Genomic DNA, 20,650 nt, shown 5'->3' with positions numbered 1-20,650 from the left:
GGTGCGACGGCAGTGGGCCGATGGCCAGCTCCTTCAAGGAGCGGGCCGGCGTGCTCACGCAGTGCCCAGGCCGGGCCGACCAGGCCGACGACGGCCAGGAACGTGAACGCGATTCGGCCTCCGTGGTCGGACCGTGCGGTTCTGGACGCGGCGTTTCGGGCATGGCGGCGCCGAGCCCCGGTCACGAGGTGCCGCCGAGGGGGTGTTCGTGGGCGACGAGGAGGCGGCTGGTCTGCGCGTACAACCGCTCCAGCTCAGCAGAGGTGAGGATGAGCGCGCCGTCTAGGGTCGAGCCGTCATCGAAGTGGAACTCGACGGGAACCGACCCTTGCTGGGCCCTCGGGTCGTAGACCGCGTCCCGGCCGGCCAGCAGCGTGGCGTGCGTGGCCTTCACCGGCACGGGCCTGAGCGTCGTCCCGTCGGCGGGCGCGGACCACTGGGTTCCGCCCCCGGGAGGGCACAGGTGGTAGGTCGTGGCGGAGCCCTCACCAGGGAGGGCGACCACGACTCCCACACGGTCCTCGCGGGCGCTGTCGGTGGCGAGGTCGCCGAGCCGGGGAACGAAGGGAGCTGCCGTACCTAACCCGGCTCCCTGGGAGGGAAGGTGGGGAGAACGTCGTGGCGTCATGCCCTGAAGTTAGGGACAGGACAACCCTCGAATATGAGCCGGAGGAATACGACCCCTATCCGTCCAGGTGGAAGCGGTCGGACATGCGCCGCAGCTTCTCCCGCGTGGCTGCTCGTTCCGCGTAGACGATGCTGCGAAGCGTCGAACGGGCGATGGGGTGGTTCCGTACGAGTTGGGGCGCGATCCGCTCAGCCGTCTCCAATTCGGCCAGGGCCTTTCCCCGGTTCCCGTCCCACAGCCAGGCGCGCGCGACATCCATGTGGTGGTGTCCCTGACGGGAGTTGGGCAGCGAACCCACCAGTCCCGGGCTGGTACGGCGGTTTATCTCCAGTGCCTTCCCCTGCTTGCCCATTTCCAGGGCCACGCTGATCGCGTGGATCTGCACGTTCCCGGCGGAGAACGTCAGCGAATGCCGGTCGTACACCGGTGCCCCGACATACGCGTCCATGCGCTCGGCAGCAGCCTTCGCGTATCCGATCCGGTCCTCGGCCTCCGAGGCGCGGCCGGCCCGGGCGGCAGAGACCGCAGCCCGCAGTTGCAGCGTGCCCCAGGCCCGCACGGCCAGCGGCTCGCCACGGTCGTACTCCTGCTCCACCGAGGTGATCGCCTTGTCCGAGAGCGTCAGAGCGTCGGCCCAGTCAGCCGTCGCCCACATGTCCCAGACCCTCATCCAGTCGGCGACGGCAGGCAGCACCGGATCTCCCGACAACCTGGCTGACCATGCGGCCCGCTCGCAGGCCATGGCGACCAGTTCGGGGTGCCCGAGGGAGTGGGCGGCGGTGTGCGCGAACTTGCAGCACACGGCGTAGATGGCATACGCCTCCTCCCGCTCGTGCCCCTCCGACTCCTCAGCCAGGGCGCGCGCCTCGCGGAACAGGTCCGGGAGAACCCGGAGAATCGCCACGTTGGAAGCGGTGTCCCGTAAACGGTGCAGCCGGGTTACCTCACGCCACAGCTGTGATGCGGGCCGCGGAGCCCCGTCGAAGACGGGGACGAGGTCGTAGCGGCGCAGCTCGCGCAGGATCGACGAGGCGGCAACCTGCCACTGGTTGTCCTCGGGGGAGCTGCTGTACGGGCGCCCGATCAGGTCGTTCGGATGGACGTGCAGCTCCGCGGCCACCTGGTTGAGCAGCCCGACCCGGTCCAGCTCGATCAGGCCACGCTCCATCTTCGACACCCAGCCCTGCGACTTCCCCAGGGCCGTCGCCAGGTCGGCCTGCGGCATACCCAACCGCAGCCTCGCCCTGCGGACCCGCTTGCCGATCTCCTCGGCTTCCTCCAGCATCAGGACACCTCCCGGCCGCCGGACGATCCGGCGCGATCGCCGGTCTGTCCGTACAGACTTCGTCTCCAGCACGGTACCCATGACGCCGCTTCCGCGTGAGACGAGCTGCCCGGACAGGGGTGCCACAGCTGTGTTCCCTGCTTCGCCATGAAGGGCCGACACGAGGCAGGAGGAGCTTTTGCCTTATTGGCGACCGGCTCGTCCGAGCCAGGTGTTGAGTCCTCCGTCGTTGCTGCTCTACGGCAGCGGATCATGTTGATGAGGAAAACAACCCACGTCGCATTTCGCCGGAGGCAGCCAGTGACCGTCGTGACCGTCTTGCACCCGGGATCCATGGGGGCGGCGGTCACCGCCGAGCTTGTCGCCGGCGGCCACGAGGTGCTGTGGGTGTCCAAGGAACGCAGTGAGAACACGTGGCGCCGCGCGAGAGAGGTTCGCGCCACAGCTTGCGACTCGCTCGCGGACGCGCTGTCCCGTAGCGCGGTCGTTCTCTCGGTCTGCCCACCGCAGGCGGCGGAGGACGTGGCAGCGGCCGTGGTTGAGCATGCCTTCGCTGGGGTGTACGTCGATGTCAATGCCATCAGTCCCCAGCGCGTGCAGCGCATCGCAGAGAAGATCCGTCCCGGCTCCGAGGTCGTCGACGGCGCCGTCTTCGGTCCGCCGCCAGGTGAAGGGCGTACGGCACGGCTCTATCTCGCAGGGGCTGGCCCCGCCGTCGACCTGGTGGAGCCGCTGTTCGCGAACTCTTCGCTGGATGTGCGCCGGGCAGGCGAGGCCATCGGTTCCGCTTCCGCCCTGAAGATGGCCTTCGCCAGTTACCAGAAGGCCGCTCGTACTCTCGCAGGCGTCTCCCACGCGCTCGCACACGCCCATGGAGTCGGCGACCAGCTCACGGCTGAAGCCGAGATCATGGTATCGGCGATCCTCTCCGATCCGGGATTCCTGCCGAGCGTGGCTGCCAGGGCCTGGCGCTGGGCGCCCGAGATGGAAGAGGTCGCCGATACCCTCCGGGCGGCCGACCTGCCCGCCGACATGGCCGAGGCCACGGCTCGGGCCCTTTTGTTCTGGGAACAGGACAAGGACCAGTACGACTTGCCGGTCGCGCAGGTCCTCTCTCAGCTCCGGTCGGGAAGAACCGCTTGACCCTGCTCCCGCTGAGAGCGCCTGCCCAGGGCTGATCACCTACGCCGAGGCCGAGAGGTAGCGGTGGGTGCGGCCGGTGTCGCAGGCTGCGGGAGAGCTACGGGGCGTAGGACGGTGCTACGTGCCTGTGCCGCCTGAGCTTGTCGGCTTGGAGCGGGCCTCTGCGAGAGCCGTTGCACGCGCCAGGCCAGTGTGCGTGCTGGGGAGCGGGCGTCGTCGAGGGCGCGTTCGTCTGCCGCCTGCTGCAACAACCGTCCGGGATCGTGGCCTGCGGTCTCCGCGGCGGCCAAGGCGGTAGTCAGCGCATCGGTGGCGGGGTCGGCGAGGATTTGGTCAGCGTATGCGGGGGCGGTCTGGCGGATGAGCTGGGCGTACCGGACTGCGACCTTCTGAGGCGGTCGATGCTGGCCGGCGGCAAGCAGGTGCCCGGATGAGGTTCGCTCGTAGGCGGCCTGGAGGTGGAGCAGAGTCTGGTGGGCGGCTGCGGCCTGCTGATTGTGCTGTCGTTGGTCGTGCCAGCGGGCGGCGGCGATGACGGCCAGGAGCGCGGCATCGAGGAACATCGCCAGGAGAGCTCCGTCCTTGGGTGATGGCTCGCGGAGCATAGATTTCACTGCCCCGCGCAGGGCACGGGCGTGGTGGTGTTCGGCGTGGATACGTGAACGGGTTGCCCGTTCGAAGGCAGAGGCCGCTGCACGGAGTTCGGTACGGATGTCCGGCGGTGCGGTGAGGGCCACGGCGTCGAGTGCTTCGCCGAGGGCGGCCAGGTGGGCCTGGGCGGCTTCGGCGTCCGGCCGGCCGAGGTGGCGGGGGATGCGCTCCGTGGCTGCGGTGGCTTGGTGCCACGGGTGCGGCCGTAGATGCCCGTTGGGATTGCCGACCGGGATGTCTGCTGCGGCGAGACGGCTCTGGATCTTGGGGAGGGAGAGGTCCGGCGACAGTGTGGAGCCGGAGAACCACACCGGTTCTCCTTCGGCGTTCGTGTCGTGCTCCATGGCGACTTTGTAGCCGCGTGGTTCTCCGGAGGGAAAGTGCAAGACCTCGACGAGGACGCCGTTGGTGCGGGTGAGTAGAGCGAGGAACTCCTCGGTGTTGGTGGCGGCAGCCGCTGCTGTGCGGACAAGGGTGCGTAGGCGTATGCGGGCGGGCTTGTCGTGGCCGGTGCGGCGGGCCTTCTCCTGCTCGGCGCGGGTGGGCCGTTTCGCGGCGGTGCGGTCTCCGCGTACGACTTGAAAGAGGCCGTATTCCTTCTCGCTGGCTGCGAGTTCGCGGTCGGCGGTGAGGTAGTCGTTCCAGTGGCGTGCGGTGCGCAGGTCGCCTCGGATCTTGGTGGCGGCGATGTGGATGTGGTCGTCGGCATGCCGGACGGCGACCCATCGGCAGCCGTCCGGATCGTCTGTCGGTGCGATGCCGGTCGCTGTGACGACACGGCGGGCGATGTCCGCCCATTCGGCGTCGTCGAGGGTGCGGTCGCCGGGTGCGGCGCGGACGGAGCAGTGCCACACGTGCTGCTTCGGGGCCCGGCCGAGTCGCCTGGCCTGCTGGACGCGTAGGTCGAGGTCGGCCACGAGGAGCTTCTTCGTGGCGGCGATGTCGTCGGTGCGGCCGGGGTCGGGTGCGAAGCCGTCCCAGGAGGCGACGAGGTGCGGGTCGGTGTGCTCGTTGGCCCGGCCGGGGCCGTAGAGGTAGCGGATGAGGCCGGCTGTGCTCTTGCCGCTGCTGATCTTCGCAATCACCGCTGCCCCTTTGTGGCGGCGGCCTGAGTGGCGGCTGCGGCGATGTGGCGGATGGTGGTGCCGACCGTGCCGAGGGCGCGTTCCGCATGGTCGAGGAGTGCGGTGTCCCCATGGTGTGGACGGTCGCCGGAGTTGAGCTTCTTGGCGATCTGGTTGACGTTGTGGCCAATCTTCGCGACCTCACCGCGGAGGGCTGCGAGTTCGTCGATGTAGTCGTCGAGCTGGGTGCGCTGACCGGGCAGGGCGAGGTCCCCGTGGATGTGGGCCATGACGACAGCGCCGACGTAGTGGGCGGCGGCGATGTTCAGCGAGCGGGCCACGGTGAGGATCGCTGTCTTCTCGTCGGTGCTGTAGCGGACGTCGACGCGTTCTTTGCGCTGGGTCTCTTTGCGCTGACGGCGGCGGGCGACTCGGTGCAGCGCGGCGGCTTCGGCGGCACGCTGCGGCAGCACGGTGCGGGTGGTGGTGTCGACGGGCTCGTTCCGGTCGGGCGCCCCCTGGCGCCCGAGCTCCTCCGCCACCCCCGGGGCGGAGGCATCTGCGTTGGACCGGCCCGTGGACGGTCCAATGCCATACCTTGCTCCGCCTGATGCCGGGGTGGAGGTGGTCTGCTGCTGCGCCGACGAGGGCTCGCGGACGGGCCTGTGCATGAGGGCTCCTGCAAGCGGTGGTGGAGGGAGAGGGCCCGTTCCTCCGGTGCTGATTCATGGGAGGAACGGGCTGGGGTGACGTGGGGTGCGAGGTTCAGTCGGTGCTTGTGGTGACGGCGTCGAGTTCGGCCTGCAGCAGGTCCTTGACCTTGTCCAAGCGGGCGCGTGACATGCCGAATCCGTTGTCCCGGATCGCCTTCTCGACGTTGCGGCGGGAAACGCTGTCGCCTCGTCCGAGGGGAGCCGTGCGGCCGATGGCCACGGCCTGCTCCAGGGAAACGCTCGACTGCTTGCCTCCCGGCTTACCGGGCTGCTGCGGCACATCGGTGTCCGTGTCCGTGGCGTGTGGTGGCGCGAGCTTACCGATGGTGTGTTCCGCGCGGGGTTCGTGGCGGTCGCCGCTGTTGTGGCGGTCGGTGGCTGTGGGGCGTCGGGCGACGAGGAGGTAGAAGTGGACGGCTCCGGCCAGGGCGAGCGGGGCGATGGCGGAGATGACTCCGACGGTGATGTCGTCGAGGGCGAGGTTGGTGTGGCGGGTCTGCTGGTTGAGGCGGACGGCGTGCAGGACGTTGGCCCAGATGCTTGTGGCGGTGGCGACGCCGACCAGGGCGGAGACGTAGAGGCGGGCGGACAGGGGTGCGGTCCGCAGGATGAGCAGGGCGCCGATCCCGATGGCGATGAACCCGTCAATGACGAGCGGGAAGGCATAGGTGAGCGCCCGGTGGATGTGGCTGGCGGCGGCCATCTGACGCAGCGCGTCGTAGGACAGGGCGAAGGCGGCCACGGCCAGCAGCGACACGCCCGTGCGGATCGCGGTGGCCAGTGGCAGCGGGGCAGACGGTGCCGCGGTGATGGCGGGGGAGGGCAAGGGAAATGCTCCAGAGTGCGGGTGCGGCTGAGGTGGCCCTGAGGGCGGGGGACCCGTCACGACTCGTCGCGTGCCTGGTCAGGGCCGGTACGAGTGCGGCGGTAGTGACGAGTCGACTCGTCACCGGACCGCGACTCGTCACCGCGCTGACCTGCGCGGGGACGGGTCGTGACGGGTCGTGCCGGGTCAGGCCCCGGTCGCCGTTTCGGGGGTGGGCTCGGGGCAGTAGCGGGCCCAGGAGTCGGCGAACTGCAGGCGGGTGAAGCCACGAGCCTGGACGTTGCCGTGGAAGCGGCGGGTGACCGAGCTGATGTCGTACTCCTTGAGCAGGAGTTGCAGGCCCCGAGGGGTCAGGCCGTGGGTGGTGTACTCCGCCCAGGGCATCTCGTCGTCCTGGTTGAGGATGTCGAGGAGTCGGCTGGTGCGAAGTGCTGGCGGGTTGCCTTCGGTGGTGAAGGCGCGGCGGACGTCGGCCAGGAGGCGGATGCCCAGGCTGCTGCGGTCCTGGTCATGTTCGGCTTCGTGCTTGGCCATGATCTGGCAGGCGGTGCGGGCGAGGTCCGGCCACGCTCCGCCGGCGAGATCGGCGACGCTCACCAGCGGCTGCCAGGTGTCGGCCGCCCGGTCTTCGACCGGCATGGCCGGTGTCAGCTCCATCGCCTCGGCGTGCAGGGGAGTCAGCCAGGCGACGAGCCGGTCACGTAGCGCGTGGAGCGGCGGGGTGTCACGGAAAGTACGGAACTCCGCCACCTTCTCGCCCGGCCTGCGGCGCCGCATCCGGATCACGATCGACCGGTCCATGATCGTGTCCGGCAGGTCGCCGATGCCAGCGAGGGCCGCCATGGCGAACGTGGGGAACTTCGAGACCTCGTGGTTGGGTCCGGAAACCCGCAGGGTGGGGCGGTTGCGCTGGTGCCCCGCGTTGAGCAGGCCGCGCATCTCCTCGTTCTTCTCCGCGACCTTCGCGGAGCCGAAGAGAGTGTCGGCCTCGTCGACCAGCAGGGTGGGCGGTGTGGCGGTGATCGACCGGAACACCGCGGCGGCCGACGCGTTGACCGTGATCAACGGATCGTGAACGCTCTCGGTGATCACGTCCAGCAGCCGCGACTTGCCGCACCGCTTCGCCGGCCCCACGACGGCCAGTCGCGGAGCGTGCTGCCACGCCGTCTGCAAGTGCGTAGCCGCAACCCACAGGGTCACAGCTGTGAAAGCCTCCCCGCTCGGCAGTACGACGTAGCGGCGAATCTGCTCCCGCAGCTCCGCGAGCACCGCCTCGCCCTCGGACGCCGGAGCAGGTTCGGGCTCCTCTGCGGGCGGCGGTACGGGTTCGGCGGGGCGGCCGGGTATGGCCACCGGCGGCCATACGGCGGCGGTGTCCGGAAGGGATGGCGTGCTCTGGGCGGGATCGTCCATACTGGACATGTAGCTCCTCCGCTTGCGGGCCAATGGGACGGCAATCCCGGCCTCGCAGGTCAGTCGTTCAGGGATGGGCGGCATGAGGTTTGCGCTCTGAGCCCCTCGGTGTTGGGTCACCGGGGGGCTTTTTGTATGTCGGGGCTGGTTGAAGGCATGCCTCAGCGGATCGGTGCGGTCTGCTGGGGTGCTTTACAGTACCACGGACTATGCGGATCGCATAGAGCTATGCGATCCGCAGAACGGATGCTAATCTTCTTCTATGCCGCACAACCGGCGGTACACGCAGCGAACGGGAGGAGGGGGGCGATGCCGGATGACGAGGGAAACCCTGAGGGCGTGCTCCTCAGCGGTGAGGAGAACGCCGCTGTGCGGGTCAAACTGGAGCGCGAGAAACGCGGCTGGAGCACCACCACGCTGTCCGACCGCATGAACGACGTCGGCTTCGACATGAACCCGTCTGCGGTCTGGCGCATCGAGAACCGCAAGCGCCGGATCAACCTCGATGAGGCCATCGGCTTCGCCGAGATCTTCGGCGTCCCGCTCAGTAACTTCGTCGGGCCGCCCAGCCTGGCGACCATGGGCCGGGCCATGGAGCTGATCGACAACGTCGTCGCCGCCTACAGAGCCTCCAACCGTGCCAACCACGAGGCACGCAAGGCCCGCGACCAGCTCGACGCCTATCTCGCCGACCACCCGGACATCCGCGAAGAGGCTGACGTGATGGTCTCCAACGCCATCGCCACCGAACTGATGAAGAGCAACGAAGAGTACGGGCCCGCCTCGGACTCATAGCGGCCCACACCACGTGGCGCAGCGGGAACGCAAACCCCCGCTGTGGCCGTCCTGCCCATCCCATCCCTGAACGACATGAGGCCAGGCCCGGGGTTGCCGCCCCATCCGCCGGCCAGACCCGGAGCACTCACTTGCGCCCTTCGGCGATACCGCACGCCCCCGTTAAGCACCCGCGACCGCAGGGGGAGGTGACCACTACCGACACCCTCCTCACCGTGGAACAGGCTGCCGAACGCCTCGGCACCGGCGTGCGCTTCATCCGGCGACTCATCCAGGAGCGCCGCATCCGCTACGTCAAGCTCGGCAAGCCCGTACGGATCCCCGAGAGCGCCATCGCCGCGTACATCGAGGAGCGCACCGTTCCGATTCTCGGCGACGCGCGTTCCCGCTTCGGGAAGGCCGCCTGATGGCTGCCCGGAAGCCGCAGCGGCGACGTGAATTCGGCACCGTCCGTCAGCTCCCGTCGGGGCGGTGGCAGACGCGCTACTGGGCTCCGGACGGCAGCCGTCGCACCGCCCCGGAGACCTTCGAGACGCGTACCGAGGCCCAGACCTGGCTCACGCTCACCCAGGCCGACATTGAGCGCAAGCACTGGGTTGATCCCGATGCTGGCTCGATCAACTTCGAGACGTACGCCATGAAGTGGGTCGAGGAGCGCGGGCTCTCCGCCACCACGGAGGAGCTGTACCGAAGGCTCCTGCGCCTGCACCTGCTGCCCGCATTCGCCTCGGTGAACCTGGGTGACATCACGCCGCCGGGCGTGCGCACCTGGCGGGTCGAGCGGCTGGGGACTACCGGTGCGACGACCGTCGCCAAGTCCTACCGCCTACTCAAGGCCATCATGGAGACGGCGGCCGACGACGAGCTGATCCGCCGCAACCCCTGCCGGATCAGGGGCGCAGGCAGCGAGAAGGCCAGGGAACGCCCGACGGCCACCGTCGAACAGGTCGACGCGCTCGCCGACGTCATGGGACCGAGGTGGCGGCTGATGGTCTACCTCGGCGCCTACGGGCCCATGCGCCCGGAGGAGCAGGCCGCCCTTCGGCGGCCCGACGTCACCCTCGAACCGCTCGCGGTCAAGGTTCGGGATGCTGCACCCGAGCTGACCACCGGGCGTCGCGTCGAAGGCGACACCAAGTCGGCCGCGGGAAGGCGAACGGTCTTCCTCCCAGCCTTCCTGTACATCGAGGTGAAGCGTCACCTCGACTGGTACGCCGAGAAGGAACCCGACGGGCTCCTGTTCGTCGGAGAGAGGGGCGCCCCCTTCCGCCGGTCCACCTTCGGCCGCAAGTGGCGCCGGGCCCGGACCGAGGTCGGCCTGCCGGAGGGCTTCCGCTTCTACGACCTCCGGCACACCGGCCACACCCTGTCCACCCAGTCGGGCGCCACGCTCAAGGACACGATGGTCCGCGCCGGCCAGTCCTCGGAGAAGGCGGCGCTGATCTACCAGCACTCCGACGACGAACGTCAGCAGGAGGTCGCTGGAGGCATCGACTTGAGGGTTCGTGCAGTCAGGAGGGCAACTAGCCAAGCTTCGTCCGCTGCTTGGGAAGGCTGACGTCGTATGGCCGGGGCGCCGTCGTTACACGCCCCGGCTATCCGGTGTTCTTCGGCTAGGGCCTTCCGGCTGTTGAAGAGTTTCGGCTCGGTGACCCTGAAGCCGATAGGGCGCCTCATCAGGATGTCCGCGCAGCCGTGCGTACCGCCACGCAGCATCGAAGGTCAGCGGGGCCCGGCTTCGCCGTATCGCCGTGCAAGCGTGCCAGCTGGTACGAGGGGACAGGAGCACGCGGACTATGGTCAGCCGGATCTCTTTCCCCCGGCTCACGCCGGTCGCTCCGAGTTCCGCTGGCCCAGTTCCATTGGGAGTTGTTCGGCGAGTTCCTTTTGTCCGTACTCCAGGAACAGTACGTGCAGGGTGCGTAGAAGGTCGCCTGCGTCCTTGTCGGTCAGTTTGCCTAGGAAGGTGTGCAGGAGCTGGGCGACGGCGACCCACTGTGCTTCTGGGTGCCACTGCTGGACATCCCGCACGATCTGATCGGCATCGACGCCTGGCGGCAGGTAGCCGTGGTGCGCGGTCTGCTCCAGCAACAGGTATAGGCGTGCCGTGGCCGGGGTACGCAGAATCTCGTCCTGCATGAATCGGACACGTGCTGCGGTCTGGCGGCGTGCGAGTTCTTCCAGTGTCTCTTCACGCTTGAGTTGAGCGATGCGCTGGGCGGTGGCGTGAGCGTGATCGTCGACGTGGAGGGTGACCTGCGCTCTCAGGATCTCAATGCCTTCGGTGCACCATGGAAGGAGGCGTCTGAGGTCGTGGTTGATGTCCTGTTCCGTAGCTTCCCAGCGCAAAACGCTGCGCTGGGAAGCGAGACTCTCCGCGATATGCCGTACCGCTCGTCCGGCGTCTTCGTAGGCAGTAGTGCTGCCCGGCCCGCCTTCCTGCCGGCGCCACTCGACTCGGATGGTGGCGTCGAATGTGAGGCCGGGTTCGTTGCTGTCGAGGAGGTCGCGGAATTCACGCACCCAGCTGGCCTGTGCGGTGCCCGCGCTGCGCGAGGAATCTTTGCGTATCAGCGGGCTCACGCGGTCTCCGTGGAACGGCCGACGACACGGGGGTGGTACTTGGCGACGGCCCGGCTCCGATCATGGGCGAGGAGGTCGGCCAGTTCGTGTCGTAGTCGTACGCGTGTGGCGTCGGCGTTCGGTGCCGGGTAGGGCTGCCAGGCGTACAACAGGTCGTTCAGGCGGTTGCGGAGCCTGCGGGCAAGGTCCGGGTCTGGTGCGTCCAGGGCCTCTCTGAGGACGCTGAACACGAGAGGGCTCAGGTTCGGACGCTGGTGGGCGGCGTCCATCCAAAGGCGGAGCGCTTCTGCGGGCACCGTGTCGTCGTCAGTGGGTGTCAACAACGTCTGCCAGCCGACGGCCAGGTCTTTCAGCGCGGGCTGGAACTCGTCCTCCTCGCTACCTTCCTGGAGCAGCACCGGCTCGGGGTCGGCCTCACCCTCTCGGCCAGCCGTCAGAGTGGCCAAGGCCGCAAAGGAACGGCGGCCTGACGCAAGACGGTTCGTATCAGAAGCGCACCAGTCGATGATTGAGTTGAACAGGGCTTTGCGAGCAGTCGGGTTAGACCAGATGGCGCGGACCGCGGAGTGCAGCGACTTTTGTAGCCCGGAGTCCTCCGAGCCTGCCGCGTATCCAAGGCGCAGCAGCGCCTTGGTGGTGTAGAGGCGACCAAACTCGCCAGCGCACACATCGACAGCCAACCTGGGCAGTGCTGCGTCCTCCCTGTTCTTGGACCAGCGCAGCAACAGCTCGTGGATGAAACGCCCCATGGTCGGATGAAGGGAGGCAGCCGAGATCAGCTCGGTGGCTGTTTTCCACAGGACCGGGTCCCCATGCCAGGCTGAGATGATTTTTTCAAGGGGATCCGGCTTCCTATGACGGGTGGCCCAGCGCACAGCGAAGGTGCCGACCCTGTTCGCCAAGAGGAGCCGGTCGTCCGTCGTGAACGACTCCAGGAACTCGTTGGTCTTTTTCTTCTTGGTCGTTGGCGCCTCGGCCATCCACGCCAGGAAAGTCTTCCGTACCGCTGGTCGGTCGATCCAGAAGTAGCTCAGGACGGCGTCGTCCCATCCTGGTCGGCCGAAATCGAGCGTGTCGTCCGCCGGATCGAGGTCGGCATCGATCTCATCCACCAGCTCAACGACGCCTGGCGAGACCTGTCCTTTTAGCGACAGCGGTGTCTTGAAGTGGCCGCAGAGATCGGCCGCCTTCACGTACACATGCGCGACAGTCGCGCTCCGGAACAGTGCGGCGACCAGAAGGAAGTTCCGCTGGAAGTCGGTCCTTCCCGGCTTCTTGTGCCACTTGAGTAATTCCTCGCGCCAGTCGGTGCGTGCCTCGACAACACTCAGCACCCTGGCATTGAAGCCGTCCGGGTCGGCTTCGACCTGTTCCTGGGTTACGGACTCCTTAGTCCAGTGGATTTGCTTGGTCTGCTCGGACTTGAGGATGAGGCCGACGGTGTGGAGAACGTCGGAGGGTGGCTGCCCGGCTAACAGTTCCAGAATGCGTCCGTCGGTGAGCCAGCGCGTGGTGTCAAGTTCGGGAGCCTCGGCCGAGAGCCAGGTGCGGGCCACCTTCACGGGGTCTGGCTTGCCCAGTTGGGGGACGACCCCTTCCGGGGCGCCCCCTCGGATCCGCTGCCACTGCTCCGGTGTGGTCAGCACGATCAGTCGTGAGGAGCGGTTCTTCAACGTCTGCTGGATGTCGTGGAGCAGCGCCCCGAAGTCGCTGCTGACCGCCACGGTCTCGTCCTCGTCGGCCGGGAGATCCAGTAGATAGCCGGCGTTCTGCTCACGAGGGAGAAGCCGCAGGGGAAACCGTGCGGTGCCGCCGAAGCTCAAGGGTCCTACTCTGGCCCCGGTACGAAGGTGCAGATCAGCCAGGAGGGCGTGGGCGGTGAACGTCCGGCCCGCACCAGGCTCCCGGGGCAGGACCAACACCGCGCCCGGCTCCTCAAGTGCTTTATATGCCGTCCGGTAACCGACCGGCTCGGCGAACACCGCGCGGACGGTCTCCAGGTAGCGGCGGGGCAGCTCCGAGTGCTCCAGCAACTGTCCCAGGACCGCCGTGAGCTTCACCGCCGTCATCTCACCGAAGTTGAACAGGGCCTCCTGCCGCAGTTCGGCGACCGCAGCCCGCAGCATCCGCTGAGCCTCACGTACGCCGGGATCATCGTCATGGCTGGCTGGGCCTGTACCGCTAGCAAAGCCGTTCGCTCCAGACCCGACAGAACCGTCCCGACCATCATCGGAGCGGTGGTCCCCACGTCCGTCCCGCAACTGTGGGTCGGTTGGCGTGCCGCCGTCAGCATCGTCCTGCCTGGCCCGCTCAACCCGGGGACCTTCCTTACCGAAGCCGTCGTAGCCATTTCCGCCCCGAAAGGTTCCGCCGAGTGGATTTTCGGGCGCAGGAAATCCCATGCTTGCTCTCCCCGTTGCTGGTCATGCGGTCTGTGATTTTTGCTTGTGCGGCGAGGCGTTAAGAACGCAACTCACATAAGTTCGTCAATCTCGACGCTGATCATTTCCCCGCCGGGATGGACAACCTCAGCGGTGTGGAGGATGTCGGCGTTCGCGCTGCTGGATACCCGTCGAGCCTTCAATGCACGCGAGACACCGCGGACGTCTCGGGCTCTGTTGACGATGCGCATGCCGCTTGCAGGCCGCTGCGCTTCGCCGACGAAGGTGATGTGACGTCCGTACACGTCCTCAAGGAGGGCCCGAAGCCGACCCAGGGTGCGGCGCAGTCGTTCATCCTGCCCCTCGGCCAGGTGCCCGTTCTCGGCGTACAGCCCGAGCGCTTCCACCAACGTCTCTAGCCGTTCCGTTCGCTCGTCGGTCACCTCGGCCGGGTCGAAGTCCAGCGCGTGGCCAGGGTCCCCGACCACCACGTCTGGTACTTCCTCCACTTCCTCCGGCGGGAGCGGAGCGCTCGTATCCCGTCGCTGTGCGCGGCGGTCGAGGACTACCTCGGCACGGTGGAGGAGGAACCCGATGGCCTGGGGGAGAGCCGAGGCGGCCAGTGCGGGAAACGCCAATGCATCACTCATTGCAACCCCCGTGTTTACCTGTCGCGCGCGAATGGCGCGATGCGCGAGAATTCAACTGCATGATGCGGCGAGCGTGGGTAGTAAAGTTCGCTATTGATCAGGAAATGGCATCAAGGGAACGTTCAGTTCGTAATTCGGCATTTTCTGTGTCGCAACTTGCGGCTTCGGTCGTTGCGTGTGCGTCTACTGCTTTGCTCTTGGGTAGTTACTCCGGTGCGGGAGAGCCGGGCTGGGGATGCCGCCCGAGCGGACCCGTCCTTGTTGGTGTACGGGGTGCTGCCGGGACGGGGTGGCGACAGCATTTCCTCTGGCTGGCGCCCGTTGCCTCGTGAAGGGGGTGGCGGCGGCCTGGTCCAGCGGACTGGCGCGGATGCCGCGAGGTGTGCCCTGGGCCTTTCCGTGGCGCATTCGCGCGACTTTGGGCACGTGGAGGGCACGCCGCCCCTAAGGAGGTCTAGACAACAAGAAAGGCCCCGGTCATTGACCAGGGCCTTCATCAAAGAGCGGGTGACGAGAATCGAACTCGCGCTCTGAGCTTGGGAAGCTCATGTTCTACCATTAAACTACACCCGCGAAGCATGCCGCCTGAGCGGCGGCTACCGTCCCATACTGTACCCCATCGCAGGTCCCCGGCGTTTGAGCCGTGGGGCCTTTTTGGTGTGGGTGAGGGGTGGATGCGGGTGCCTTGGGCGGGAGTTGGGGGCGTAGCGTGGGTGGTCGGAGTGCCGCCTGGAGTGGCGTCCTGTTCATCCCTTAATGTGGCGTTCTCGTCCAAGGCTTGTTGGGGAAGGGACTTGATGGACTCCATGGAGCGCACCGTCGTCCGCTGTGCCGAAGGGCACGTTTTCGCTACCGCTTCGTTCCCGATGCAGCAGCTCGGGGCCGGGCGGCTCGGTCCCGGGCGGCTCATTCGCTGTCCGCGTTGTGCGCGGTTGCGGCATGCCGTGCCCGTGGTGTTCGAGCAGCGGTAAGCGGCGGTGGCAGGCGCGCGGGTGGTCCCGGATTGGGGCGGGCCCGCGCGTTCTGCGTATCCTCGGGGCGTGCTTCTCTCAGATAAGGACATCCGGGCCGAGATCGACGCCGGACGTGTACGCATTGATCCGTTCGATGCGTCGATGGTGCAGCCATCGAGCATCGATGTGCGGCTCGACCGCTACTTCCGGGTGTTCGAGAACCACCGCTATCCACATATCGACCCGGCCGTCGAGCAGGCCGATCTGACGCGCATGGTCGAGCCGGACGGCGACGAGGCGTTCATCCTGCACCCCGGTGAGTTCGTGCTCGCTTCGACGTACGAGGTCATCTCGCTGCCCGACGATCTCGCGTCGCGGCTGGAGGGCAAGAGTTCGCTGGGGCGGCTCGGGCTGGTGACGCATTCGACCGCCGGGTTCATCGACCCCGGTTTCTCCGGGCACGTGACGCTGGAGCTGTCGAATCTCGCGACGCTGCCGATAAAGCTGTGGCCGGGGATGAAGATCGGGCAGCTGTGCATGTTCCGGCTGAGTTCGCCCTCGGAGTTCCCGTACGGATCCGAGCGGTACGGGTCGCGATACCAGGGCCAGCGCGGGCCGACCGCGTCGCGTTCCTTCCTGAATTTCCATCGGACCCAGGTGTGATGTCCCATGAGCGCTGATGCGGGTGACGTGCGGGAGAACCTGACGTACGAGGGGTTCGGCCGTGCCGTGCGTGAGCTGGCGCAGACCGTGGCGGACGACGGGTTCGAGCCCGATGTCGTGCTGAGCATCGCGCGCGGCGGGGTGTTCGTCGCCGGCGGGCTCGCCTACGCGCTGGACTGCAAGAACATTCATCTGGTGAACGTGGAGTTCTATACCGGGGTGGGCACCACCCTGGAAATGCCGGTCATGCTGGCGCCCGTTCCGAACGCCATCGACTTCTCGGACAAGAAGGTCCTGATCGCCGACGACGTCGCCGATACCGGGAAGACGCTGAAGCTGGTGCGTGATTTCTGTATCGATCATGTCGCCGAGGTGCGCAGCGCGGTCATCTACGAGAAGTCGCACTCGCTGGTGAAGTGCGAATACGTGTGGAAGAAGACCGACCGCTGGATCAACTTCCCGTGGAGCGTGGACAAGCCCGTCGTGCGGCGCAGTGGGCAGGTTCTCGACGCCTGATTCCTGGATCGGGAAACCCCAGGACGCGGGAAACCCCCGGCACTTTTCTTGTGCCGGGGGTTTCCCGCGTCCTGGGGCGGTCGGTCGTGCGTCAGATCGTGCCCAGTTTGATGATCGACAGCAATGCGATCAGCTGGATCGCGGACGCGCCCAGTGCCTTCGGCCAGGGCAGGTCGTGCGATTTGCTCACCATCGATGTGAAGAGCGCGGCCGAGGCCAGCCAGGTGATCCAGCCGAGAATCTGGACCAGGGAGTTCTCGCCGCCGAGGAAGACCGCGAATATCAGGCGGGGCGCGTCCGTGATCGACATGATCAGCATGGACAGGCCCACCGTCGGCTGCCAGGCGCCGTCGCCGCCCAGCTGGCGGGCGAGCGTGTGCGTGACCGCGCCGAGGACCAGGCCGCCGATGACGAAGCCGAGGCCCGTGATGATGACGTAGGGCACCGCTGCGGAGATCGTGGCGTGGATCGCGTCGTCCCGGGCCTGGTCGAAGCCGAAGAGCGCGAGCAGGCCGTACAGGAACGTGACGATGAGCGCCGGACCCCAGACGGGGTAGTCGCGCATCTGCCAGAACGTCGGCCCCGGGCGGAGCACGATGCCGGTGAGCAGCTCCTTCCACCGCAGCCGGGGGCCCGTGGGCTGGGCGGGGGGCTGGCCGGCGCGGTAGGTGTCGCCGCCGTACGGGTCCTCGCCGATGCTGAACGCCTGGGTGTGGCCGGGGGAGTTGGCATACGGGTCGCCCTGCTGAGGGGAACCGTGGGGGTGCTGGGGCTGCTGGTTGTACGGGTCGCCGAAGTATTCCGGCTCGCCGTGGCCGCCGCCGTGGCCGCCGCCCCCGTGCCCGCCGCCGTGGCCTCCGGCGTGCCCGCCGCCATGGCCTCCGCCGTTGTAGCCGGTTCCGCCGTTGCCGTAGCCGCCGTTGTTGTACGGGGGCGGGGCCCCGTTGCCTCCTGCCGGCGGCCAGGGCTGTTGGCCGTACGGCGGTGGTGCCTGTGTGCCGTACGGCTGCTGCCGCGGTTGCTGTTGCGCTTGCTGCGGGGTGCGGTTGTCCCGGCCGCGTCCGATCCTGAATCCAGCCACGTCATCGAACGTACCTGGTCCGGGCCGGTGCGGTCAGAGGGCCTGGGGAACCTGCCCGCCATTGCGGCCGAGCTGTGACATCCCCTAGGGGAACCCTGGGGGGCCGCTCCCCGGGGTTCCCGTACCGCGTGCGGTGGAAAGGCAGAAGCGGCCGGTCCCGCCCCCGAGGCAGGTCCGGCCGCTTCTGACGGGCGGCTGAGCGGCTTACTTCACCGGCTCCGGTTCCGGCTCGTCCGCCGACTCCGCTTCCCCGGCCGGGTCGGCGGGGGCCTTCACGGAGTCCAGCAGCAGCTGGGAGACGTCGACCACCTGGATCGACTCCTTCGCCTTGCCGTCGTTCTTCTTGCCGTTGACCGAGTCGGTCAGCATGACCAGGCAGAACGGGCAGGCGGTGGAGACGATGTCCGGGTTGAGGGAGAGGGCCTCGTCGACGCGCTCGTTGTTGATGCGCTTGCCGATCCGCTCCTCCATCCACATCCGGGCACCACCGGCGCCGCAGCAGAAGCCGCGTTCCTTGTGGCGGTGCATCTCCTGCTGGCGCAGGCCGGGGACCTTGTCCATGATCTCGCGTGGCGGCGTGTAGATCTTGTTGTGGCGGCCCAGGTAGCACGGGTCGTGGTACGTGATCAGGCCCTCGACCGGGGTCACCGGGATCAGCTTGCCCTCGTCGATGAGGTGCTGGAGCAGCTGGGTGTGGTGGATGACCTCGTACTCGCCGCCGAGCTGCGGGTACTCGTTGGCGATGGTGTTGAAGCAGTGCGGGCAGGTGGCGACGATCTTCTTCGACGCCTTCGCCTTCTTCGTCGAGTCGTCCTCGCCGAACGCCATGTTCAGCATCGCGACGTTCTCCTGGCCGAGCTGCTGGAACAGCGGCTCGTTGCCCAGGCGGCGGGCCGAGTCACCGGTGCACTTCTCGTCGCCGCCCATGATCGCGAACTTGACGCCCGCGATGTGGAGGAGTTCGGCGAAGGCCTTCGTCGTCTTCTTGGCGCGGTCTTCGAGAGCTCCCGCGCAGCCGACCCAGTAGAGGTAGTCGACCTCCGACAGATCCTCGACGTCCTTGCCGACGATCGGGACCTCGAAGTCGACCTCCTTGGTCCACTCGACGCGCTGCTTCTTGGCGAGCCCCCAGGGGTTGCCCTTCTTCTCCAGGTTCTTGAGCATCGTGCCCGCCTCGGACGGGAACGCGGACTCGATCATCACCTGGTAGCGGCGCATGTCGACGATGTGGTCGATGTGCTCGATGTCGACCGGGCACTGCTCCACGCACGCACCGCAGGTGGTGCAGGACCAGAGCACGTCCGGGTCGATGACGCCGTTCTCCTCGACCGTGCCGATCAGCGGACGCTCGGCCTCCGCGAGGGCGGCCGCGGGGACGTCCTTGAGCTGCTCCTCGGACGCCTTCTCCTCGCCCTCCATGGTCTTGCCGCCGCCGGCCAGCAGGTACGGGGCCTTGGCGTGCGCGTGGTCGCGCAGGGACATGATCAGGAGCTTGGGCGAGAGCGGCTTGCCGGTGTTCCACGCGGGGCACTGCGACTGGCAGCGGCCGCACTCGGTGCAGGTGGAGAAGTCGAGCAGGCCCTTCCAGGAGAAGTGCTCGATCTGCGAGACGCCGTAGACGTCGTCCTCGCCCGGGTCCTCGAAGTCGATCTCCTTGCCGCCGGAGGTCATCGGCAGCAGCTCGCCGAGCGAGGTCTCGCCCTTGGCGTTGCGCTTGAACCAGATGTTCGGGAAGGCCAGGAAGCGGTGCCAGGCGACACCCATGTCCTGCTTCAGCGCGACCGTGATCATCCAGATGAAGGAGGTCGCGATCTTCAGGCCGGCGAAGAAGTAGGTGAGGTTCTGGAGGGTGGAGATGTCCATGCCCTCCAGCCAGTTGACGACCGGGTACGAGATGAAGAAGGAGGACTCGTAGCCGTCGACGTGGTGCTGGGCGCCTTCGAGGGCGTGCAGCATGAAGATGCAGACGCCGACGATGAGGATGACGGCCTCGACGAAGTACGCCTGGCCGAAGTTGGACCCGGCGAAGCGGGACTTGCGGCCCGGCTTGCGCGGATGGGCCAGCTGGCGGATCACGATCAGGGTCAGGATGCCGAGCACGGTCATCGTGCCGATGAACTCGACGAAGACGTTGTACGGCGCCCAGTCGCCGATGATCGGCAGGAGCCAGTCGGCCTTGAAGAGCTGGCCGATGGCGTTGACGATCGTCAGGAGCAGGGAGAAGAAGCCCACCGCCACGAACCAGTGCGCGACACCGACGATGCCCCAGCGGTTCATCCGGGTGTGACCGAGGAATTCCCTGGCCACGGTGACGGTGCGCTGTGCGGGCTCGTCCGTGCGGGTGCCCGCGGGCACGTTCTGGCCGAGCCGCATGAAGTTGTAGATCTGCAGGAGGGCGCGGACGAACAGGGCCACGCCGACCACGATCAGAACCAGCGACACGATGATCGCGGCGAGTTGCATTTGAGGGCTCCTCGGGCCTGCGAGGGTGGGGAGGGTCGGATCAAGCGTCAATGAGACGAGTACTGGCGATTATCAGTGATTACTAAGCAGTAACTTAATCAGTCTGTGCCGACACTACCCACTTCTTCCGCCGTGCTGTAGCCGGACGGGCGGTGATCTGTGTCGCTCAGGCGTGCCTTGCCGCGCCGGGCGAGCCCGCGGGCCGCCCCGCGCAGCGCAGCGTGTACGGCGCTCGCCAGGATGGCCAGGTCCGGTCCCACCCCGTGGTGCTCGGCGTAGTGCTGGTCCAGCAGGGCCGGCTCGTCCCACGGCATCCCGGAGCGGGAGCGGACCTGGGCCAGGCCGGTGAGGCCCGGTTTCAGTTCCTGCCGCCAGTGTCTCGCGGCGGGGGAGCCGGGCGTTCCGGCGGGGTCGGCCCCGTTCCTCTCGTCGTCGGGCGCCAGGGGTTCCGGGCCGACCAGGGAGAGGTCTCCCCGTACGACGTGCGGCAGCCGGGAGAGCAGATCCAGCCGCAGCCGCCGGGTGCGCAGTGAGCGCAGGACGAAGACGCGGCCGTCCAGGCCGATCCGGGGCGAACGGGTCAGTACGCCGCCGGGGGGCCGGCGTGCCGCCAGGGCGAGGGCGCCCGCGCCGAGCAGGGGTGAGGTCAGGGCCAGGAGGGCCGAGCCGAGGGCGAGATCCAGTACGCGCTTGGCGGACGGCGGCTCCCAGCCGCTCGGCCGGGTGCGTGTCCCTGCCTTCTTCTCCGCCTCCGCTGTCCTTGTTCTCCGGTTCCGCGTTCTCCGGGTCCGCATCATTCGCACCTGCCTGGGGTCTCGGCGGGGTTCGAGTGCCGGTTTTGT

General features: G+C 67.6%; 18 protein-coding genes and 1 tRNA gene. 6 read left to right on the top strand and 13 right to left on the bottom strand.

Annotated elements, in window-relative coordinates:
* Positions 1-181: 181 nt before the first annotated feature.
* Positions 182-628: a hypothetical protein gene (locus GA0115234_RS43855; protein WP_256088845.1), complete on the bottom strand. Its 447-nt coding sequence runs from the start codon at positions 626-628 to the stop codon at positions 182-184.
* Positions 629-683: 55 nt separating this feature from the next.
* Positions 684-1,913 carry a helix-turn-helix domain-containing protein gene (locus tag GA0115234_RS29440; protein WP_093548306.1) on the bottom strand — a complete coding sequence of 410 codons (1,230 nt, stop codon included), beginning with the start codon at positions 1,911-1,913 and terminating at the stop codon, positions 684-686.
* Between the two features lie 300 nt (positions 1,914-2,213).
* On the opposite strand from GA0115234_RS29440, the gene GA0115234_RS29435 reads away from it, so the two are divergent.
* Positions 2,214-3,056 (top strand): NAD(P)-dependent oxidoreductase, encoded by an 843-nt coding sequence (locus tag GA0115234_RS29435; protein ID WP_093547751.1) that lies wholly within the window; start codon positions 2,214-2,216, stop codon positions 3,054-3,056.
* A 35-nt stretch (positions 3,057-3,091) separates the two neighbouring features.
* On the opposite strand, the gene GA0115234_RS29430 is transcribed toward GA0115234_RS29435, so the two are convergent.
* The 4 genes from GA0115234_RS29430 to GA0115234_RS29415 all read right to left on the bottom strand — a co-directional run bounded on the left by GA0115234_RS29430 (position 3,092) and on the right by GA0115234_RS29415 (position 7,723).
* Entirely contained in the window at positions 3,092-4,792 is a 1,701-nt protein-coding gene (locus tag GA0115234_RS29430) for a relaxase/mobilization nuclease domain-containing protein (RefSeq protein ID WP_093547749.1), read from the bottom strand.
* Entirely contained in the window at positions 4,789-5,442 is a 654-nt protein-coding gene (locus GA0115234_RS29425) for a MobC family plasmid mobilization relaxosome protein (RefSeq protein ID WP_202554259.1), read from the bottom strand. The genes GA0115234_RS29430 and GA0115234_RS29425 overlap by 4 nt, the downstream gene beginning before the upstream one ends.
* A gap of 94 nt (positions 5,443-5,536) precedes the next feature.
* Positions 5,537-6,310: a DUF2637 domain-containing protein gene (locus GA0115234_RS29420; RefSeq protein WP_093547745.1), complete on the bottom strand. Its 774-nt coding sequence runs from the start codon at positions 6,308-6,310 to the stop codon at positions 5,537-5,539.
* Between the two features lie 186 nt (positions 6,311-6,496).
* Positions 6,497-7,723, bottom strand: a complete 1,227-nt coding sequence (locus GA0115234_RS29415; RefSeq protein ID WP_093547743.1) for a DUF3631 domain-containing protein — start codon at positions 7,721-7,723, stop codon at positions 6,497-6,499.
* A gap of 309 nt (positions 7,724-8,032) precedes the next feature.
* Between GA0115234_RS29415 and GA0115234_RS29410 the strand changes: the two genes are divergently transcribed.
* The 3 genes from GA0115234_RS29410 (at position 8,033) to GA0115234_RS29400 (ending at position 10,076) form a co-directional block, all read left to right on the top strand.
* A complete protein-coding gene (locus GA0115234_RS29410) occupies positions 8,033-8,518 on the top strand; it encodes a helix-turn-helix domain-containing protein (RefSeq protein ID WP_093547741.1) in 486 nt (161 codons plus the stop codon).
* 188 nt (positions 8,519-8,706) lie between these two features.
* Positions 8,707-8,925 carry a helix-turn-helix domain-containing protein gene (locus GA0115234_RS29405; protein WP_093547740.1) on the top strand — a complete coding sequence of 73 codons (219 nt, stop codon included), beginning with the start codon at positions 8,707-8,709 and terminating at the stop codon, positions 8,923-8,925.
* On the top strand, positions 8,925-10,076 hold the full coding sequence (locus tag GA0115234_RS29400; protein ID WP_093547738.1) for a tyrosine-type recombinase/integrase: 1,152 nt from the start codon (positions 8,925-8,927) through the stop codon (positions 10,074-10,076). Before GA0115234_RS29405 ends, GA0115234_RS29400 begins: the two co-directional genes overlap by 1 nt.
* Before the next feature lie 266 nt (positions 10,077-10,342).
* On the opposite strand, the gene GA0115234_RS29390 is transcribed toward GA0115234_RS29400, so the two are convergent.
* From GA0115234_RS29390 to GA0115234_RS29375, 4 genes are all read right to left on the bottom strand, one after another.
* Positions 10,343-11,101 (bottom strand): hypothetical protein, encoded by a 759-nt coding sequence (locus GA0115234_RS29390; protein WP_093547734.1) that lies wholly within the window; start codon positions 11,099-11,101, stop codon positions 10,343-10,345.
* Entirely contained in the window at positions 11,098-13,227 is a 2,130-nt protein-coding gene (locus GA0115234_RS29385; RefSeq protein ID WP_093547732.1) for a hypothetical protein, read from the bottom strand. The genes GA0115234_RS29390 and GA0115234_RS29385 overlap by 4 nt, the downstream gene beginning before the upstream one ends.
* A gap of 347 nt (positions 13,228-13,574) precedes the next feature.
* Positions 13,575-14,132: a hypothetical protein gene (locus GA0115234_RS29380; RefSeq protein ID WP_141718500.1), complete on the bottom strand. Its 558-nt coding sequence runs from the start codon at positions 14,130-14,132 to the stop codon at positions 13,575-13,577.
* Between the two features lie 502 nt (positions 14,133-14,634).
* Positions 14,635-14,705 (bottom strand) — tRNA-Gly (locus tag GA0115234_RS29375).
* Positions 14,706-15,172: 467 nt separating this feature from the next.
* Here GA0115234_RS29375 and dcd point away from each other — a divergent pair.
* Both dcd and GA0115234_RS29365 read left to right on the top strand, forming a co-directional pair.
* Positions 15,173-15,748, top strand: a complete 576-nt coding sequence (gene dcd / locus GA0115234_RS29370; RefSeq protein WP_093547728.1) for a dCTP deaminase — start codon at positions 15,173-15,175, stop codon at positions 15,746-15,748.
* Between the two features lie 6 nt (positions 15,749-15,754).
* A complete protein-coding gene (locus tag GA0115234_RS29365) occupies positions 15,755-16,264 on the top strand; it encodes a phosphoribosyltransferase (protein WP_093547726.1) in 510 nt (169 codons plus the stop codon).
* Between the two features lie 91 nt (positions 16,265-16,355).
* Here the strand turns inward: GA0115234_RS29365 and GA0115234_RS29360 are convergent, their stop codons facing one another.
* The 3 genes from GA0115234_RS29360 to GA0115234_RS29350 form a co-directional block, all read right to left on the bottom strand.
* Complete coding sequence (locus GA0115234_RS29360) at positions 16,356-17,345, bottom strand: Yip1 family protein (RefSeq protein WP_093547724.1); 990 nt, start codon at positions 17,343-17,345, stop codon at positions 16,356-16,358.
* Positions 17,346-17,549: 204 nt separating this feature from the next.
* Positions 17,550-19,808: a (Fe-S)-binding protein gene (locus GA0115234_RS29355; RefSeq protein WP_093547722.1), complete on the bottom strand. Its 2,259-nt coding sequence runs from the start codon at positions 19,806-19,808 to the stop codon at positions 17,550-17,552.
* A 98-nt stretch (positions 19,809-19,906) separates the two neighbouring features.
* Positions 19,907-20,602 (bottom strand): sugar transferase, encoded by a 696-nt coding sequence (locus tag GA0115234_RS29350; protein ID WP_237541833.1) that lies wholly within the window; start codon positions 20,600-20,602, stop codon positions 19,907-19,909.
* Positions 20,603-20,650 lie beyond the last annotated feature (48 nt).

The organism is Streptomyces sp. DvalAA-43 (assembly GCF_900091725.1).
In the GTDB taxonomy this organism is placed as follows: domain Bacteria; phylum Actinomycetota; class Actinomycetes; order Streptomycetales; family Streptomycetaceae; genus Streptomyces; species Streptomyces pulveraceus.
Note: the sequence above shows the minus strand (reverse complement) of the source record. Positions and strands in the feature narration are given on the sequence as shown.

What these genes read in the sequence shown, in the direction of transcription:
- GA0115234_RS43855 (WP_256088845.1), bottom strand. Translation starts at nt 628, where the DNA reads ATGACGCCACGACGTTCTCCCCACCTTCCCTCCCAGGGAGCCGGGTTA.
- GA0115234_RS29440 (WP_093548306.1), bottom strand. Translation starts at nt 1,913, where the DNA reads ATGCTGGAGGAAGCCGAGGAGATCGGCAAGCGGGTCCGCAGGGCGAGG.
- GA0115234_RS29425 (WP_202554259.1), bottom strand. Translation starts at nt 5,442, where the DNA reads ATGCACAGGCCCGTCCGCGAGCCCTCGTCGGCGCAGCAGCAGACCACC.
- GA0115234_RS29415 (WP_093547743.1), bottom strand. Translation starts at nt 7,723, where the DNA reads ATGGACGATCCCGCCCAGAGCACGCCATCCCTTCCGGACACCGCCGCC.
- GA0115234_RS29410 (WP_093547741.1), top strand. Translation starts at nt 8,033, where the DNA reads ATGCCGGATGACGAGGGAAACCCTGAGGGCGTGCTCCTCAGCGGTGAG.
- GA0115234_RS29400 (WP_093547738.1), top strand. Translation starts at nt 8,925, where the DNA reads ATGGCTGCCCGGAAGCCGCAGCGGCGACGTGAATTCGGCACCGTCCGT.
- GA0115234_RS29385 (WP_093547732.1), bottom strand. Translation starts at nt 13,227, where the DNA reads ATGCTGCGGGCTGCGGTCGCCGAACTGCGGCAGGAGGCCCTGTTCAAC.
- GA0115234_RS29380 (WP_141718500.1), bottom strand. Translation starts at nt 14,132, where the DNA reads ATGAGTGATGCATTGGCGTTTCCCGCACTGGCCGCCTCGGCTCTCCCC.
- GA0115234_RS29365 (WP_093547726.1), top strand. Translation starts at nt 15,755, where the DNA reads ATGAGCGCTGATGCGGGTGACGTGCGGGAGAACCTGACGTACGAGGGG.
- GA0115234_RS29355 (WP_093547722.1), bottom strand. Translation starts at nt 19,808, where the DNA reads ATGCAACTCGCCGCGATCATCGTGTCGCTGGTTCTGATCGTGGTCGGC.
- GA0115234_RS29350 (WP_237541833.1), bottom strand. Translation starts at nt 20,602, where the DNA reads ATGCGGACCCGGAGAACGCGGAACCGGAGAACAAGGACAGCGGAGGCG.